This is a genomic window from Williamsia sp. R60 (assembly GCF_054063855.1).
This window is the reverse complement of sequence record NZ_JBSSGR010000003.1, coordinates 300,368-317,496: the sequence shown is the minus strand read 5'-3', so window position 1 is coordinate 317,496 and position 17,129 is coordinate 300,368. Positions and strand designations below refer to the sequence as shown.

At 61.7% G+C, this 17,129-nt stretch carries 16 protein-coding genes; 5 read left to right on the top strand and 11 right to left on the bottom strand.

The features are described from left to right. The first annotated feature begins 1 nt into the window (after window position 1). Genes ACVWY6_RS14855 through ACVWY6_RS14845 form a run of 3 tightly spaced genes read left to right on the top strand, consistent with a single transcriptional unit; the run spans window position 2 to window position 2,855 of the window. A complete protein-coding gene (locus tag ACVWY6_RS14855) occupies window positions 2-1,444 on the top strand; it encodes an MCE family protein (protein WP_457539041.1) in 1,443 nt (480 codons plus the stop codon). Next, window positions 1,411-2,274 (top strand): Mce protein, encoded by an 864-nt coding sequence (locus tag ACVWY6_RS14850; RefSeq protein WP_457539039.1) that lies wholly within the window; start codon window positions 1,411-1,413, stop codon window positions 2,272-2,274. The genes ACVWY6_RS14855 and ACVWY6_RS14850 overlap by 34 nt, the downstream gene beginning before the upstream one ends. Continuing rightward, a complete protein-coding gene (locus ACVWY6_RS14845) occupies window positions 2,271-2,855 on the top strand; it encodes a twin-arginine translocation pathway signal (protein WP_457539037.1) in 585 nt (194 codons plus the stop codon). The genes ACVWY6_RS14850 and ACVWY6_RS14845 overlap by 4 nt, the downstream gene beginning before the upstream one ends. 252 nt (window positions 2,856-3,107) lie before the next feature. Here ACVWY6_RS14845 and ACVWY6_RS14840 read toward each other — a convergent pair whose 3' ends face one another. The 8 genes from ACVWY6_RS14840 to ACVWY6_RS14805 all read right to left on the bottom strand — a co-directional run bounded on the left by ACVWY6_RS14840 (window position 3,108) and on the right by ACVWY6_RS14805 (window position 12,189). Then, window positions 3,108-3,659 (bottom strand): TetR/AcrR family transcriptional regulator, encoded by a 552-nt coding sequence (locus ACVWY6_RS14840; protein WP_457539036.1) that lies wholly within the window; start codon window positions 3,657-3,659, stop codon window positions 3,108-3,110. An 873-nt stretch (window positions 3,660-4,532) separates the two neighbouring features. Then, window positions 4,533-4,781, bottom strand: a complete 249-nt coding sequence (locus tag ACVWY6_RS14835) for a hypothetical protein (protein ID WP_457539034.1) — start codon at window positions 4,779-4,781, stop codon at window positions 4,533-4,535. Next, window positions 4,781-5,932 (bottom strand): amidohydrolase family protein, encoded by a 1,152-nt coding sequence (locus ACVWY6_RS14830; protein WP_457539033.1) that lies wholly within the window; start codon window positions 5,930-5,932, stop codon window positions 4,781-4,783. The genes ACVWY6_RS14835 and ACVWY6_RS14830 overlap by 1 nt, the downstream gene beginning before the upstream one ends. A 9-nt stretch (window positions 5,933-5,941) precedes the next feature. Then, the gene (locus tag ACVWY6_RS14825) at window positions 5,942-6,604 is read right to left on the bottom strand and encodes a TetR/AcrR family transcriptional regulator (protein ID WP_457539031.1); all 663 of its coding nucleotides are present in this window, start codon (window positions 6,602-6,604) and stop codon (window positions 5,942-5,944) included. Between the two features lie 507 nt (window positions 6,605-7,111). Beyond that, the gene (locus tag ACVWY6_RS14820) at window positions 7,112-7,717 is read right to left on the bottom strand and encodes a MarR family transcriptional regulator (RefSeq protein WP_457539029.1); all 606 of its coding nucleotides are present in this window, start codon (window positions 7,715-7,717) and stop codon (window positions 7,112-7,114) included. A 63-nt stretch (window positions 7,718-7,780) separates the two neighbouring features. Continuing rightward, window positions 7,781-9,448: an AMP-binding protein gene (locus ACVWY6_RS14815; RefSeq protein ID WP_457539027.1), complete on the bottom strand. Its 1,668-nt coding sequence runs from the start codon at window positions 9,446-9,448 to the stop codon at window positions 7,781-7,783. A gap of 28 nt (window positions 9,449-9,476) precedes the next feature. Then, entirely contained in the window at window positions 9,477-11,108 is a 1,632-nt protein-coding gene (locus tag ACVWY6_RS14810; RefSeq protein WP_457540157.1) for a pyruvate, phosphate dikinase, read from the bottom strand. A gap of 73 nt (window positions 11,109-11,181) precedes the next feature. Continuing rightward, window positions 11,182-12,189: a hypothetical protein gene (locus tag ACVWY6_RS14805; RefSeq protein WP_457539025.1), complete on the bottom strand. Its 1,008-nt coding sequence runs from the start codon at window positions 12,187-12,189 to the stop codon at window positions 11,182-11,184. Between the two features lie 182 nt (window positions 12,190-12,371). On the opposite strand from ACVWY6_RS14805, the gene ACVWY6_RS14800 reads away from it, so the two are divergent. After that, window positions 12,372-13,835 carry an aldehyde dehydrogenase family protein gene (locus ACVWY6_RS14800; RefSeq protein ID WP_457539023.1) on the top strand — a complete coding sequence of 488 codons (1,464 nt, stop codon included), beginning with the start codon at window positions 12,372-12,374 and terminating at the stop codon, window positions 13,833-13,835. Here ACVWY6_RS14800 and ACVWY6_RS14795 read toward each other — a convergent pair whose 3' ends face one another. Genes ACVWY6_RS14795 through ACVWY6_RS14785 form a run of 3 tightly spaced genes read right to left on the bottom strand, consistent with a single transcriptional unit; the run spans window position 13,836 to window position 16,683 of the window. Continuing rightward, entirely contained in the window at window positions 13,836-15,020 is a 1,185-nt protein-coding gene (locus ACVWY6_RS14795) for a thiolase family protein (RefSeq protein ID WP_457539022.1), read from the bottom strand. Next, entirely contained in the window at window positions 15,017-15,451 is a 435-nt protein-coding gene (locus ACVWY6_RS14790; protein WP_457539021.1) for a Zn-ribbon domain-containing OB-fold protein, read from the bottom strand. Before ACVWY6_RS14790 ends, ACVWY6_RS14795 begins: the two co-directional genes overlap by 4 nt. Beyond that, window positions 15,448-16,683: a cytochrome P450 gene (locus ACVWY6_RS14785; protein ID WP_457539019.1), complete on the bottom strand. Its 1,236-nt coding sequence runs from the start codon at window positions 16,681-16,683 to the stop codon at window positions 15,448-15,450. Before ACVWY6_RS14785 ends, ACVWY6_RS14790 begins: the two co-directional genes overlap by 4 nt. A 130-nt stretch (window positions 16,684-16,813) precedes the next feature. Here ACVWY6_RS14785 and ACVWY6_RS14780 point away from each other — a divergent pair, with 130 nt between their 5' ends. Further along, window positions 16,814-17,008 (top strand): ferredoxin, encoded by a 195-nt coding sequence (locus ACVWY6_RS14780; RefSeq protein ID WP_457539017.1) that lies wholly within the window; start codon window positions 16,814-16,816, stop codon window positions 17,006-17,008. Window positions 17,009-17,129 lie beyond the last annotated feature (121 nt).

Genomic DNA, 17,129 nt, shown 5'->3' with positions numbered 1-17,129 from the left:
CGTGACCCTTTCGCGTCGGATTCGTGCCCAGTTGTGCGTCTTCATCGTCGTGACGCTCATCGCAGGCGGTGTGATGATCGTGCGATACATGCAGCTGCCCGCATCGCTTTTCGGAATCGGCCACTACACCGTGACAATGCAACTGGCCAATAGCGGCGGGCTGTACGGCACTGCCAACGTGTCGTATCGCGGCAAGGAAATCGGAAAGGTCAACAGCGTGTCGTTGACGAAGTCCGGTGTGATGGCCGAGCTTTCGATGGAGTCGGCCTACAAGGTGCCCTCCAATGTCCGTGCACAGGTGCACAGCCGGTCGGCAGTTGGGGAGCAGTACGTCGAACTCATACCCGAAGACGGTACGTCCAAGCCGTTGGGCGAAGGCTCGGTGATTCCGCTGTCACGTACGTCCGTTCCTCCAGATATCGGTTCCCTGATGGATTCGGTGAACAGCACCGTGACCGCACTTCCGCAAGAGAATCTCAAGACCGTGATAGATGAGAGCTACAACGCTTTCAACGGATCCGGACCCGAATTGCGCCGGATCATCGAATCGATAACCGCATTGAGCAGTCAGGCACGCGCAAATCTCGACCCGTCCGTGAAGCTGATCAGAGAAGTCGAGCCGGTACTCGAGTCGCAGGCACAAACTGCGGGCGCCATCGGGACATGGGCGAATCGATTGAACGACATCAGCGGCCAGCTCAGCGCCAACGACGAAAGCGTTCGTTCGATACTGCGCAACGGGCCGGCTACCGCCGACCAGGCAAATGCGCTTTTCCAGCAGGTGCGGCCCACGCTCCCCATCCTGCTGACCAATCTCGTCAGTCTCGGGGACATGGCCGTGGTCTACAACGCCTCAATCGAGCAGATCCTCGTTCTGCTTCCACAGGGCACCGCCGTTCACGCGGCAACAGTGGTTCCGAACCTGGGAACGGACCTCCCCGGGGCATTCTTGAGCTTCAACCTCAATCTGAACCTGCCTCAACCCTGCACAACTGGATACTTGCCGGCATCGGAGCGACGCAACCCGGTCGAGGTCGACTACCCGGAGCGTCCAGAAGGGAATTTCTATTGCCGCATACCGCAATCCGAAGACAACGTGGTTCGCGGCGGCCGGAATTTCCCGTGCATCGAGGAACCCGGCAAGCGTGCAGCGACAGTACAGGATTGCCGACGCACCGAACCGTACGTCCCTCTCAACAATGGGAGGGCGGCAGTCGGAGATCCAAACGCCACCGACACAGGTCAGACCGTGCCGCAGAACTTCAGAAACGGCGATCCCGGCAACGCGACAAGCGCGGAGTCAGTGGTCGCAACTGCTGAATACAATCCGGAAACCGGCACTTACGTCGGGCCGGACGGAAAAGTCTATCGCCAGACCGATCTGGGACATCAAGCTGTAAAGGAGAAGTCGTGGCAGACCATGATGACGCCCGCGGGACGTTGACCGACCCCGCGGAGACCCAGGACAAAAACGAACGCAATTCGGAAATCGACACCTCTTCCCCACAACGTGATACGAAGGCCCGCGTGGTCAGACGCAAACCGGTCAGGTTGGGCGCCATCAAACGCAAAGCAACGAAGCCGGTACAGGCGTCTGCCGAGGATATCGTCGAAGTGCCTGACGACCTGAAGACGAAAGCTCAACCGAACCCAGCGGAGACGCCCGCCGAATCAACGGATGGGGATGCCGAGATCCCTGAGGCCGAGGGCACAGACAGCGAAGAACCGACCGCGGAGATCACGCCGAGGATTCCTGCATGGTCGACGCCAACGGGTCGGCTCGCCCGGTTGTTGGCTCCGCGCGCGCTCGTAGCGGCGCTCGTAGCGCTACTGGCAATCGTGGCTTGCACCTCTGCGGTGTTGCAGTGGCGGGAATTGCATGACGAGAAGGGTGCTCGATCCGAGCGGCAGGCCTTCCTGCAGGCTGGACGGCAAGGTGCTCTCAATCTCACCACAATCCGCTGGGACAATGCCGATTCGGATGTGCAGCGCATCCTCGACGGTGCGGGCGACCCATTTCGGAAAGACTTCGCCGACCGATCGAAGTCGTTCATCGCGGTTGTGAAGGAAGCGAAGTCGACTTCGACCGGAGAGATCACAGAAGCCGGGCTCGAGACCGTGGAGGGCAACAGTGCGCAGGTAATCGTGTCTGCAACCGTCAAGACGGCCAACGTTGGTGCGGCTGAACAAGAACCACGCGCCTGGAGGATGAAGGTGAGAGTCGAGAAGAAAGACAATCGTATGTTCGTAACAAATGTGGAGTTTGTGCCATGAGTGCAACTCTCACGAAAGAGACGACTGGCGTTGAGGGTGCGGTCGCCACGCACGAGACGGACGAAGTTCCCACCCGCAAGCGAACCGACAAAAGGCCGAATCTGCGGTGGTGGATCGTTGTGATGGTGTTCGCCGCTGTTGCGATCGCGGGTGCGACGCTCACGTACATATTCCACGTAGAGCGCGGCGACGTTGGAGCGTCGGTTGACGATTCGTCGATAGTCACCAAAGTGGCATCGGACGGTGCAGTAGCGATTTTGTCCTACAAACCCGACACTGTCGACGCCGATTTGTTGAATGCAAAACAGCGGCTGACGGGTGATTTCTTGGATTATTACAGCAAATTTACGACGACCGTGGTGGCTCCGGCTGCAAAGGAGAAAAAGGTGGCGACCACCGCAACGGTTCCCGCAGCCGGCGCGGTCTCGGTGTCAGATTCGAGAGCTGTTGTCCTCGTGATGGTGAACCAGCAGACGACAACCGCCGAAGCTCCGAACCCGGCGAGTTCGGCCAGTTCAGTGCGAGTGGAACTGGTGAAGAACGATGGCCGCTGGCTTATCTCGAAGTTCGACCCGGTATGAGACCTCGTCGCGGGAGGTGTTGCGATAACAACAAGCCGGGGCAAAGCCGCACCTTGCCTGTCGAACCGTTCTGATTCAGTGAAGAGAGGAGGGCGCATGTACATCGACGTCGTGGACCCGATTTTGTATGTCGTAAAAGCCATTGCATGGCTGCTGCTACGCGGTCATCTCCCTCCTGTGTAAGCGAAGGAGACCAGAGTCGACCGGCCCGTTGGCGGGCGCTTTTCGTATGCAACCAGTTGTGATGGTCTGTCAGCGGGCCGACGTTGCAGCTCGGTAGACAACGTCGACCAGGGGCTCGACATGTGGGGCAATGCGGTCCTGCGCAGCCCGGCGGGCTTTAGGAGACAGCCCGAGTACGTGGACGAGAATGGACCCGAACAGGGTCTGGACGAGCGCCTCTATGTCTGCAGTCGAATCTATTTCGCCTCGGTCGACGGCGCGGCTGAACACTCGCGACACCGCGTCGCCGACTGTGTCGACAATTCGTTCCTGAAACTGGTCCAACTCGGCGAACTCCACTGCCACATCAACTGCGATCCGCAGCGTGGACCACCCGATCGGATCAAGGAGATAGCGCATCAGCTCTTGAGCTGTTCCCCCCAGATCAGAGCGTAAGGCCCCTGAATCGAAGCCGGCTGTCAGCGGGATTGTGACGGCCTCGATGCTGTCCATCAACAGCTGCTCTCTTGTGGGCCACCGAAGATACAGAGCTGACTTGCCCACCCCAGCGCGCCGGGCCACACCTTGCATCGTGAACGACCCCCAGCCGGTGAGCGCGTACTCCTCGAGTGCCGCAGTCATCAGCAATCCTGTGAGTGCGGGATCTCGCGGCCGCCCCGCGGCAGTCGCCCTGTGCGTCATACAAACGCGCTCCTCGGTTTTCAGGTGGGAACCTCTGCCCATTTGACATCACACCACGCTTCGGCAGATGGTCTGCAATCGGATGTCTTCACATCGCGAGGACTGACTTCGGTCGGCTCCGTTGAGCACTCTCCCTCCGGTCTGTACGGCGGGCATTCGCGGAAACGTATAAGGCGCCGGTGACCACTGGGCCGATTGCTCCTTGAGTCAGTATATCTGTCTGCGATCAGCGGGTCACGGTGTAATCCATGCGGACGTCGGACCAAATGATGGTCGCGGCAACAGAAGTGGGCCCCCGCTGATGGCAGGAGGCACCCCTTTGGTCAGTTGAACCACCGCGGCCGTTTGCGATGATGCAGGAGACTTGAGCGGTCCGAGATCAACCGCGCGCCAGCGTCCGCAGCTCATCGGCAGGGAGAGGCAGAATTGACCGGGGTTGGTGCATCAGGTGTGCGTTGTGGCCAGAGCCTCGCGCGACCGCCGGCGGCTATGATCGTGCCCGGGGACGAAGAGCGAGTTATTCGCTCGGGAGGTGAGCGAACCCGATTCCTCCTGGCACGAATCGTATGTCGGGATTCATCGCACGTTCTCGCGTCGACGTCATGCCCGGTCGGCAGGATTGCCTGGTGAGTGCCGGCGGCGACTAGGATCCGCTCGCGGTCGTCGACGTGCGTCGACTATTGCGGTGATGCTGCATGAGTTGAATCGCGTTCGCCCACAGCAAGTCTGCACGCTGGGACGACGACATACGGGTGAACGCCGCCGGCGGTTTGGCTCACTCAATGCCCACAGCGGTGTTGAGCCTCGAGCCTCTCAACGTGTGGACAACAGCCGTGTACGGATCGCTTTCATGGCTTCGATTCGGCGGCTGACGAGATCGCGCGCGGCCACTCTGTCGGGCTCGGACAATTCGTGGTCCTTGTCGATCTGTGTCAGGTGAGTCTCTTCGGCCTCGATCTCCTTCCGGAGCAGCTCGGCGGAGTCGTCGCGCGTGAGCAGATCCTGATCGACCCAATCGGCCGCCGGAATCTGATCGACCAGCTCATGGGTGGGCTCGCTCATCAGCTGCTCCGCTCAAAACGAAAGAGTTTGCGGGCATTGAGTTCGACCATCTTGTGAACGTCTTCGTCGGGAACGTCGAGCATGGACTGCTCGACGAATTTTCGGCTGTTCGGCCAGTTCGAATCCGAATGGGGGTAGTCACATTCCCAGGTTATGTTGTCGATGCCAACGAGGTGTCGCATGTTGACGCCGTGCTGATCGTCGATGAAGCATCCATACATGTGCTCTCGGAACAGATCCGACGGCCGCACGGTCTGGTCGATGTTCTGGTAGTAGCGGTGCTTCTCCCACGTGAGGTCGATTCTTTCGAGCATGTAAGGCACCCAACCGATCCCGCCTTCTGATAGGGCGAACTTCAGCTTGGGGTGGCGGTGAAAAACCGGTGAGAAGAGCAAATCGGCAGTCGCGTACATCGAGTTGCATCCGAACAGCGAGATCATCACGGCCATCGGCGCCTCGGGAGCGGTGATGGGGGGCTTACCTGACGTGCCGAAATGGACACACAGCACTTGCTCGTACTCCTCGCAAGCGGAGAAGAAGCGGTCCCAGTGGTCGGTGTGAAATGAGGGGAGTCCCAATGGAACCGGATTCTCCGGGAAAGAGATGGCGCGTGCGCCGCGACCAACGGTGCGCTTGATCTCAGCGATGCACAGATCGACATCCCAGAGGGGCATGATGGTCATCGGGATGTATCGGTCTGGCGCTGTCGGGCACCATTCGTCGAGGATGTAGTCGTTCCATGCCTGGACGCACGCCAAGGAGAGCTCCATGTCGTCACCCTGTAGGAACACCGTTCCGGCAAAACGCGGGAACGACGGGAAACACAAGGCCGAGTGCACCCCGTCGACATCCATGTCAGCGAGTCTTGCTTTGGGGTCGTAGCAGCCTGGCAGCATATCGTCGTAGCGAACCGGTTCGGCACCGAATTCCTCAGGCTTTTTCCCGGCCACGGCGTTCAGGCCGATATAGGGATACACCCTTCCCTCCCACTGCCATACCTGTGCGGGTTTGTTTCCCTCCACCATCACCTTCTCGATGATGCGCGGCCCCTGCTCGAGGAACTTGGGCGCGAGGCGGTCCTGCCAGAGCATCGGATGCTCGATGAGATGGTCGTCTGTCGAGATGAGTTGCATGTAGTCCTGCAAAGGCATGAGAACTCCTTATTTGCTTGATAATTGACGTTCGCCGCGTTGGGGCAATCCCAGCGCGGGTTCGATTGTGGCGACCGCCATACGGACGATCTGTTCGAGAGAGGCCCCGACTTCGGACGCCGCCCACAGTTGGTATGCGGTGTTGAATGCGGCGATGATGCACCCCGCCCGGGCCAGCCAGGCGATGTCTGCCTCCCGGCCGGGGCCGTCTGTGGGTACGCGGCCGGTCGCGACCGAATGCAACGTCGAGGCAAGATACGGCTGGATGCGGTATGACGACGCCAGCCAGTACTGCCGCACATCATCTTCGCTCCAAACCAAGGCGACAAGCTGCTGGCACTCTGGCGTCGTTTCGGGGGCGGTTTCCATGAACGCGGACACCAATGCGTCGCAAAGGGGTTGCTCGCTCACGCGGTCAGCGAATGTCGCCAGAAAATCGGTCGTGCCGAGGGCGACAGTTGCTGCGAAAAGCGCACTCTTGCTCCCGTAGTGACGGTAGAGCGTCCTGGGATTCACGCCTGCGACGGCAGCTACGGCGCTTACGGTAGCCCCACCGTAGCCGTGGCTACGGAAAACCTGTGCCGCCGCCTCCGCGATCGCCCGCCGAGTCTGGCGGACCCGGTCATCGTTGTTCGTCGGCTTGTACTCGAGTAGGCCTGTAACCGTCGTCATGGCGCTCGCCTTCCATTACTGTGACTTGCAGCACGCCATATTGTGACATTGTCAGAGACTGACATGCAAGTACCCCGCGCCTTGACGCGCGTGACTGTCGTCTACCGTCCCGTGGCTTGTCCTGAACAGGTGAGGAGACAGAGGTCTTCTTACCTCGTTGTGAGGAGAAGGTGATGTGAGTGTGAGAGACCAGGAATCCGTCCGAAACCTGAAACCTGTTTGCCTGCTGCGTGATCGAGTCGGTTCTGGCTAGCGACCCGGGATGGGATGAAGTCGCCTGATCGTGACCTGGGCATCCGTCTTGCGGCCGTTTAGTTTTTCTCGCGGGTAATGATTCTGGCGGGCAGCCATGTCCACGCATCGCCGCAGGTGGTCTCGTAATCCGCACCACTGAGGAGGCAGATAAACAAGCCCTCCCGCCGGTCAGAAAAATAGACCGGCCGGGAGGGCCAGCGTCATCGTCGGTTACTGCGTAATCTGCGCAAAGCTCAGTTCTCGAATCGAGGTCTACTGAGCATGTCCGGCCTTCGCCTCGTCGTCCCGCGTGAGACCGCACGCGAGGATCAATTCCTCGTGTAGTTCGAACCACACCGTGTGGTAGGAATCGGCGAGAGGCCGAGTGAACCAGGCCGTGTCGCCGGCGTTGACTTTTTCCAACGAGGCGGTCAATTTGGTGGCATACCTTCGCAGACGGGGGATCTCCTGGGCGACAATCCCAACGATGGGTTGGACCCGGTCGTCGATGACCTGTAGGCGAGCGATGACCGCAGAATCGTATGCGCCGTCGTCGTGTGGGTTCGGTTCGCCATCGCGGATCTGCCACTCGGACACGAGAGCTTTGAAATCTCCGTTCACCGAGCGGAAGTCGTCGTAGGCGGCGGCCACCTTCGTGGTATTTGCCCCGTCGCGTTCTGTGGCCAACAAGGCAGAGAGACGTTCGCGGCCTTCCGGTGTGATGCGAATGAGCTTCCCATACTTGATCAACCCCGCATCACCGAGGCGTTCGAGTTCAGCCGTTGCCACCTCGGCTGGGATGCCGGAGGTTTCGACGAGGTCGGCGCCGGTGGCGCGTCCCTTCAGGCGTACCGCCTGCAACAGTTCCAGTTCAGACATGTGGGTTCTTCCGTCTCAGGTGTCTTGGGAGGGCATTGGTGCGTGCGTGCGTCGGCGGATGAATCAGCGTTTGGATATCACCAGCGTGGACTTCTCCACGTCCCACGTCGATGTGGTCACGCCTTCGTCGCGCAGTTGATATTTGAGAACTTTGCCGGTGGCGTTCTTGGGCAACTCGGTACGGAACTCGACGTACCGCGGGACGGCGTAGTACGGCAGCTTGTCCAACGACCATGCACACAACTCTTCTTCGGTGACCGTCGCGCTACCGGTGAGGGTTGCGGTCACCTTGACGTCATCTTCGGTGTAATTCGATGGCACCGCGTGTACTGCCACCTCCGCGACATCGGGATGGTTGCGGAACGTTCGCTCGAGCTCGAAGCTGGAGATGTTCTCGCCGCGACGGCGGAGGTAATCCTTCTTGCGGTCCACGAACCAGAACCACCCGTCCTCGTCGAATCGGGCGATGTCACCGGTATGGAACCAGAGGTTATGCATGACAGCCATACTCGCCTCGGGTCGACGCCAGTAGCCGTCGAACATTATGTGAGGTCGGCGCGGGCGGAGGATGATCTCGCCCGGCTGTCCGTCGGGCAGCTCGCGATCGTGGTCGTCGACGATTCGAACGTCGAAGTCGTCATTACGGCGGCCCGATGAGCCGAGCGGTGCGACGACCCCCGCAGGCGTGCTGGTGATGAACGTCGCCTCGGTCAGGCCGAAAACCGAGCTGCCTGCGGCGCGGACGCCGAACCGGTTGGTCCAGATGTCGATCAGTTCGGGCGTCCAGGGTGCACCGCCGACGTGGTCAATCTGTCCCTTGCAGCGCAGCATCTCGGGCGTGTCGTCCATAGCTGCGATGAGGGTGATCATGATCCCGAGAATCGACACCCGTTGCGCGCCGGTGCGTTCGATTTCGGGCCAGAACCGCGACAATGAGAAGCGCGGCGCGATGGCCAATTTCGACTTGTTATAGGCCGTCGCCAGCACAGACGTAGCCGCTGCATTGAGATGAAACAACGGAAGCGGCGTCCAAAGCGTGTGGTCGGGGTTCCGCGTCTTGGCTGTGGTGCGCGCCAGATTCGTGGCGTAGTTGTGGCTGATCATGCAGCCCTTGGATGGCCCGGTGGTCCCAGAGGTGTAAATGAGCATCGAGAGGTCACTGGGCTGTACGTCAACAGGTGTGTCGAGTGACCCGTGATCGTCGATCTCGTCGAGGGTGTGCTGGGTGACGGTGCCCGGGGCGATTGTGGCCACAGGCGTGCCCCGTATGACCAAGTGCTTCAGGTCGGGTAGGTCGGAGACGATCTGGTTGAAACGCTCGGCGTAGTCCTGCTCGGAAACAACTACTGCCGCCCCGGCATCCGCAACCTGATGGCGCAGGAAGTCGGCCTTGAGTGCGGTGTTGACCGGTACCCAGATCGCGCCGAGGGCGTTGGCGGCGAACCACATCGTGATGGCGTCCAGGTTGTTGTCGAGCATGCAGACCACGGTCTGGCCGGGTCCAACACCCAGCTCCCGCAGGCCCGCCGCGCGCACGAGGGAGGCGCGCCAGACGTCGTCGTAGGTGAAGTCGGCGCCGGAGAAGTCGAGGAATGTCTGCCCCCCGTGGTCGCGGCACGCGCGCTGGAGTATCTCGACGACGGTGTCGGTGGGGCCGACCCCCCACACCGACGACTGATCGGACGTCGTCGCACCGTCGGGTGGTGTCTGGGAGGGTGCAGTTGTAGTCATGAGATGGTGTCTTTCTGTCGAGTTCAAGTTATGTGGTCGCGGTCAGGCGGGCGGCGATCAGAGCAGCAAGAAGGGGATGTTCGCAGCTGATCTCGGTGGTTCCCGAGGCCAGGGCCGCGCGGATGGTGTCGGCGTTCACCTCGGGTAAATGCTCGACGGATTCGGTGCCCGCAGGATGGACTCGCAGGGGCGATCGGGCATCGACGATCTCTTGAAGCCGTACGAAGTCCGGGGTGTCCGACTCCGACCAGGCCGTCAATTCCAGTGTGCCCTCACGGATTTCACCATGATTTCCGTCTACGGTGATGATCTTTCCTGCGATGGAATCCACGACGCCGGGTCCGCATCCGACAACGGCGGGCCGGCCGATTTCGCGGGAGACGACCGCCGCGTGCGACGTCGCGCCGCCGAGTTCGGTCACGATCCCTTCGGCGGCGAGCATGCCGTGCACATCGTCAGGACTTGTCGACGAGCGCACCAAGATCACCTTCTCGCCCTCGTCTGCGGCGTCGATCGCTTCGTTCGGGTCGGTGACCGCGCGACCAACGACCACACCCGGGCAGGCGGGTAGGCCGGTGGCGAGCAACCTGGCCGCCAGACGGGTCTCCGGCTGCAGCGACGGGAGCAGCAACGTGTCGATATGCGCAGGGAGGACACGTTCGATCACCTGGGCGGAGTCGATCATTCCCTCTTCGTGCAGGGTCAGTGCGAAGCGCACCGCGGCGGCCGCCGATCGTTTCGCGTTGCGTGTCTGCAGCAGCCAGAGCTTGCCGTTCTCGACAGTGAACTCGATGTCCTGGACGTCGGTGGCCAGGCCCTCCAACACCTTCGCTGCTCTCATCAGCTCGTCGTGCACGCCGGGAAGCGTATCGGCCAGCACGCTGATGGGATCGCAATCGTTGGTCCCTGACACTACGTCCTCGCCCTGTCCGCCCAGCAGCCATTCGCCGAACGGTTCCGATGCACCGGTGATCGGGTTACGGCTGAACAGAACCCCCGTTCCCGAGTAGGCAGCCATGTTGCCGAAGACCATTGCTTGGATCACCACGGCGGTGCCGGCGAGATCGTCGAGATCGCTGTGCTTGCGGTATGCAATCGCCCGCGGGCTGTTCCACGAGGCGAAAACTGCTTCGATCGCGCCGCGCAGTTGCTCATCCGGGTCGGTGGGCACCGTACCGCTGTCGTCACCGAGGACTATTTTGCGGTACATCTGTTCGAAACGTGCGCGGGAGTCCGCGGCGAAGTCGCGACCGCTTGCCTCGGCCAGAGCGGTCTCCACCGAGTCGTTGATACCCAGATCCAGAACAGTGTCCATCATCCCCGGCATCGACTGCGCGGCACCGCTGCGCACGCTGACCAGAAGCGGTTGCGGCGGCGTACCGAACGTGCGGCCGGTCTCTGATTCCAACCAGGTCATCGCCTCCATGACTTGAGGCCAGATCAGATCCAGCAGGCCGTCGGGATCGCTCTGCCACGAGCGGCAGGCCTCTGTGGTGATGGCAAACGCGGGAGGTACAGGTAAACCGTTGCGGCGCATCGCATCGACGCCGAATCCCTTGTTTCCGACGACCTCGCGATCGAGACGAACGGAACCATCGAGGAGGAGTACCAGGGGTACTCGTGGCTGGGTCGACGCGTCGGTCACGCTGCTTCCGGACATCGCGCTGCTCATTGTTTTTCCTTCAGATCGGGTACTGGACAGGTGGGCCGTGGGGGTGGGTTCACGTCTTCGATCAGAACCATGCCGGGAACGGGGCATAGACGCTGTCGCCACCGAAGACGTAGCGGACGATGATGATCGGCACGATTTGTGTCACCTGAGCCCACCAGAACACCGAGATCCACGCTCCCAATCTCATGAACTCATACGGAAAGTCCCATCGTGGTGCTGCCGCCGGGAGGGCGAGGGATACACGTTGACCTGAACGCAGGGCGTCGTCACGGTAGCGATGCGCCGGGATCCGGAACAGCGCTGCGATGCGGGGTGATGAACCGTCGTCGGGATCCCCTGCCATCCACGCCACGAGGTTGGGCCACACAATCATCAGCAACACGGGAACGACAATGGTCTGGATCCCGATTCCGCCAAGTGGGACCCAGGAGAAACTGGGGCCGAGGGGTGGTTCGTAGGTCCACCAACCGAAATAGGTGGCTGTGCCCTCGACCAGCAGATCCCAGACGATCCCGAACGGGACGCCGATCAGTACCAACCCCTTCAGGTCACTCCACCCGAAGCGCGTCGAGAAGTAATTGTGGACGCGGAGGACTACATACGGGAACATCCCCCAGTACAGGCCGTAGGCGAACGGCATGAAAATCGGGTTGTCATGCACGTGCCAGGGGTAGTCGAAGGGCAGTTCATAGTGGGCGAACTCGGGACTGTAGGTCAGGTAGATACCCCAGTCGGCAATTGTCTCGACCCAGAAAGTTGCAACGCCGGCTACGAAGAACAGCCAGTACCAGGACAGGCTCCTCCGTTTCACGGATTGCACGGTCAGGGCGATGAATACGACAGTGCCCAGGATGGGGATCAGGAAATTGAAGACCCACGTTGCCGGGGGGTCCTCGACCGACCCGGGTACGAGTTCGGGTTTGTTGGTGTACGGGTCGTCACCGAGTGCGGCCGGCAGAACAAACATCGCCAGCGCGAACAGAATTAGCGAACCGACGACGAACAGAGTCGGTGTCGATCTCGATTGTCTGGGGGCACCGGTTGACGGCGGTTTGTGTGTAGTCGTCACACTGTCCTCCTGGCAGTCACTTAGACAACTATGTCATACATGTGACGAGGGTCATGTGTCTACCCCAATCGGCGCTGCGTCTCTCGGCAGTCGCTGTGCTACGACCGGGAGTGGTTATGCGAGGGCGGACCACCTACGATGCTTGTTGTATAACTTGGTCATACTTCAAACGAGGAGTTGTTGTGACAACGCTTGCCGATCTCGCCTTTCGCCCCTACATCGACGGAAAGTGGTGCGACTCGGACGGTCCGGTCAACGAAGTCATCGATCCGGCGACCGAGGAAGTGGTGGCTCGCGGTCAGGATGGCTCCGCAGCGGATATCTCGGCGGCCATCTCGTCTGCAAGGTACGCGTTCGACGAAGGCCCATGGGGTCGGATGAGCGGTGCCGAACGCAAGATCCGATTGCGCCGGTTCGGTGACGCCCTCGACTCCAGGCGTGCCCACATCGCCGACCTCGTCGTCACAGAGACGGGCGCAGTGCCGCAGATGGCGGAACTCTTTCACGTGGGCATCGCCCTTGAGCACTTCGCCTGGGCCGTCGATCAGGCGGACCGCGATTGGGTGCGTCCGCTACCGGTGATGTCTGGACGGGCGATCGGATCCGGTGTGGTGATCAAGGAGCCGTGCGGCGTAGTCGCCGCGATCAGTGCGTACAACTTTCCGTTTTACCTCAACATGGCCAAGCTCGGTGGTGCACTGGCGACGGGGAACACCGTGGTTCTCAAACCCTCCCCGATGACGCCTTTAGAGGCGTTCGTGATCGCCGAGGCCGCGGCAGAGGCCGATCTCCCCGCCGGTGTACTCAATGTCGTGTGTGGCGATGTCGAGGTCAGTCAGGCGCTCACCACAGACCCGCGGGTCGATGTCATCAGCTTTACCGGTTCGGAACGGGTAGGTGGTCTGGTGAGCGCTCAGGCGTCTGCGAACATCACCCGCGTACTTCTTGAACTCGGAGGTAAGTCGGCGCTCATCGTGCGATCCGACGCCGATCTCGCGGCGGCCGTCGGATACACGGTGCGGCAGGTCATCACGCAAGCCGGACAGGGATGCGCGCTGTCGACCAGGCAGCTGGTGCACCGATCGGTCCACGACCAGTTCGTCGAGATGGTCGTCGGGGCGTTGTCGAGGGTGAAGACCGGGCGACCGCGCGATCAGGGTGTCGGGATGGGCCCGCTGATCAGGGAGAGTCAGGTGGCGAAGGTCGAGCACTACGTCGACCTGGCGCGTGCCGAAGGTGGGACGATCGCGACCGGTGGACGGCGAACAGCCGGTCTGGACAAGGGCTTTTTCTACGACCCCACAGTGATCACCGGATTGACCAACTCCGCGACTAGTGCGCGGGAGGAGATTTTCGGCCCGGTGGCGGTGATCATCCCGTTCTCAGATGACGCCGAAGCGGTCCGGATGTCCAATGACAGTCCCTACGGCCTCGGCGGTCATGTCTACAGCGCCGACACCGCGGCTGCGTACGCAATGTGCCGTCAGATTCGCGCGGGTTACCTGGCGATCAACGGCGGTGCCGGCGGAATGCATCCGGCCGCCCCGTTCGGAGGCTACAAGCGCAGTGGTCTCGGGCGCGAATACGGCGAAGAGGGGTTCGAGTCGTTCTTGGAGACGAAGAGCATCACATTCCACGCAGGTTGATCAACCCGTTCCCAGAAGCAGACATCCTCCGAGTGGTCCGCCACCCGCGGCGGCGACGGCCACCTCGTGCCGCCCGGTCAACTGGCGGGGACCCGCGCGTCCCTGCAGCTGGAGTACCGCCTCGTGGAGAAACCCCAGGCCGTGGAGTCGTCCGCCGGACAGCTGGCCACCGTGGGTATCGAGGGGGAGCGAACCATTTCGGGCGATCGTACGGCCTTGGTCGAGAAAGGCGCCGACTTCACCCTGCGCGCAGAAGCCGAGCGCTTCGATCCACGCCAGTGTGAGGAAGCTGAAGCCGTCGTAGATCTCGCCGAAATCGACGTCGGCGGGTCGGAGATCGGTGCGCGACCACATCATGGCAGCGGCGTCATGGGCAGCCATCGTGTCGAAGTCGTGGCGACCGAACCATGTCGGTGAATCTCGCAACGCCCCGCCAATCGACAGGATGGACACCGGGCTGATTCGGAGATCAGAACGCGAGTCTGCCGCACTGACGACGACCGCGGTGCATCCGTCAACAGGGATGTCGCAGTCGAGCAGGCACAGGGGATCAGCGATCATCCGGGCCTCGAAGTAGTCGTCGATCGTCAACGGGTCACGCAGAACAGCGGATTCGTTGAGTGCGGCATTGGCGCGGTTGTTCAGCGCAACGCGCGCCAGGTCCTCGCGCGTGGTTCCGAATCGCTCCATGTGATGACGGGCGTAGAGCGCGACCCACACCGCAGCCGAGGTCGCGTAGTAAGGGGCGAGCATGGCCGCGTTCCCCGATACCCGGCCACTTCCCACACCTGACTGCGACGGTCGTACTCCGCTTCGGCGCGCAGATGCCTCGGTGACGACACGAAAGCAGACCACATGCCGGGCGAATCCCGCGTGTATCGCGGCGACGGCATTGATCACCTGACCTAGTTGACCGGCAGCCTCGGGTCCACCTGCGAACCAGTTCAGTTGCAGCCCCAATGCCTGCTGGAGTTCCGGCACGCCGACCCCCGAGAATCCCGGGAGGTGATCCGCGCGACCAGGCCACGTCGACACCCCGTCGATGTCGTCGAGGGTGAGCCCAGCGTCGGCAACAGCGGCGGTGACCGCCTCGATGGTCAGCGACAGCGCCGACCGTCCCAAACCGCGACCGACCTCTGACTGGGCAACACCGCTGACCACGGCGGAACCTTCCGCTCCACTCATGGGGCGATCACCGACTGAGGCAGAGAGACATCGTCGGCCACCTGCTGGAACGTCAGCCGGATAGGAGTACCGATCTGCAACCCGTCCGCTGATCGCACCGGAGCGCCATGCTCGTCGACCAGGTTGGTCAAGAGTCGTAAATCCTGCTGTTCGGCCGGCGCGATCACGACGACCACGAACGGGACGTCCATCCCGGGTATCCAAGCCTGGTGATTGACCGTCCAGGACACGATTTGGGCGTTGCCGCTCACCGTCTCTGGCATCGGTGACCCGATGCGACAGTAGCGGCAGACCGGGGCCGGGGGCAGCATCCACTGTCGGCAGGCATCGCAGCGCAACACCTGAAAGCCGTCCGCCGAGCCAGACCAGTGGTGCCGGTTCTCGTCCGTGACTTCGGGCAGCGGACGCCGCGCGGTCGAGTCCTTGGTCATCTTGGGGGCTTCTCGACGTCCCATTCCAGCGGCAGCGAGGTGAGTCCCGATACCGCGCCGACGTGGTCGTCGATCTCGGCCCCCTGCCGGATCCGGTAGTCAGGGATCTGCTTGTGCCATTCGGCGACGACCGCCTCGATCTCGACTCGAGCAAGATGAGATCCGAGGCAGCGGTGCCGACCTGCACCGAATGCGATGTGGCGGTTGTGCTTGCGTCCGAAGACGACCTCGTCGGCGTTGGCGAACTCATCGGGATCGCGGTTCGCGGCCGCAGTGGAGAGCACGACTCGGTCACCGGCATGCATCGGACAACCGCCGACCTCCGTGTCCTGGGTGACCACCCGGCTGGTGTTGACCACCGAGTGGGCACGAAGGATTTCCTCGGTCACCTCCTTGGGTGTGACCTCGCCGGCGATGACCTGCCTTCGCTGTTCAGGGTGGGTGGCGAGATAACGAAACGTGTAGCCGAGTGCGTTGGCGACCGTGTCCAGGCCCGCCATGTACAGCTGGAAGGTCAGCGACAACGCCTCCTGGTCGGTCAACAGCCGGCCGTCCCGAAGTGGTGTACTGACAATCGTGGTGATCAGGTCGCCGCGTGGTTCTTCCCGGCGGGCCTTGAGAATCTGTCCCAGGTAACCCATCACTTCGGCTCGGACCCCGTAGCGGATCGAGTAGTCGGGATCGTCCGCAGCCTTGGTGTGCATGAGGGTGTCGATCCAACCGAGCAGCAACGGGGCGTCGGTGAGTGGCATCCCCATGATGCTCAGGAATACCCGGGTCGGAAGGTCTTTGGCGAACTCGTTAACGAAATCGACCGACCCTCTCGGTGCTGTGTCGCCGATGAGGCTCCTGCAGAGCTCGGTGATCCCGCTTGTCATGTCCGCGATCGCTCTGGGTGCGAAGAACGGCGCGACGAGCGAACGGTACTCGGTATGCATCGGAGGATCGGTCTCGACGGGGATCCACGGTACCTTGCGGGCCATCATCTCGTCGGTCTCGAACGCCTCGACTGAACTGCTCGAGAATGTTTCCCAGTCCTGAAAGGCGTCCCGGACGTCCTCGTACTTCAGCAGGTACCAGACCGGACGTGGGCCCGTGGTGGTATTGACCTGGACGGGGCATTCGTTGCGCAGCTCATCCCACCGGGCGAATTGATCGGAGCGAATCGCGGCGTCGGTGCGGTAGTCGAAGGTCGACTCGTGGCCCGAGGTGGAGTGGACGGTGTCGGTCATGTTTTCACCCTCGCAGGTCGTTGGCGTGGCACGTCGTATGCACGAAGCTACCACTTTCATCACTCACCTAGTTACCCTTGTGTTGCGAATGACGACTTCGGCGTGAAGCATAAATGAGGAGTTGATTAATGTGAGACTTTCACTCGACAGGAATAAGTGTGTCGGTCACGCGCAGTGCTTTGCGGCCGATCCTGACAGATTCCCGATCGACGACGAGGGCTACAGCCTCGTCGCGGATCAAGAAGTCGACCCGGCGGACACCGAGGCGGTCCGATCCGGGGTCAATGCATGCCCCGAGCGGGCATTGGGGCTCGATGTCCCCTGATCGACGACCGCAGCAAGCCCCGGCCGACCGCGCACAGCAGGTGGCGCGAACGGACTGAGGGTTGCGCTACTGGCGAGGCGGCCCTGGACCCAAAGAGGTGACCCAGATCTCTTTTAGATGT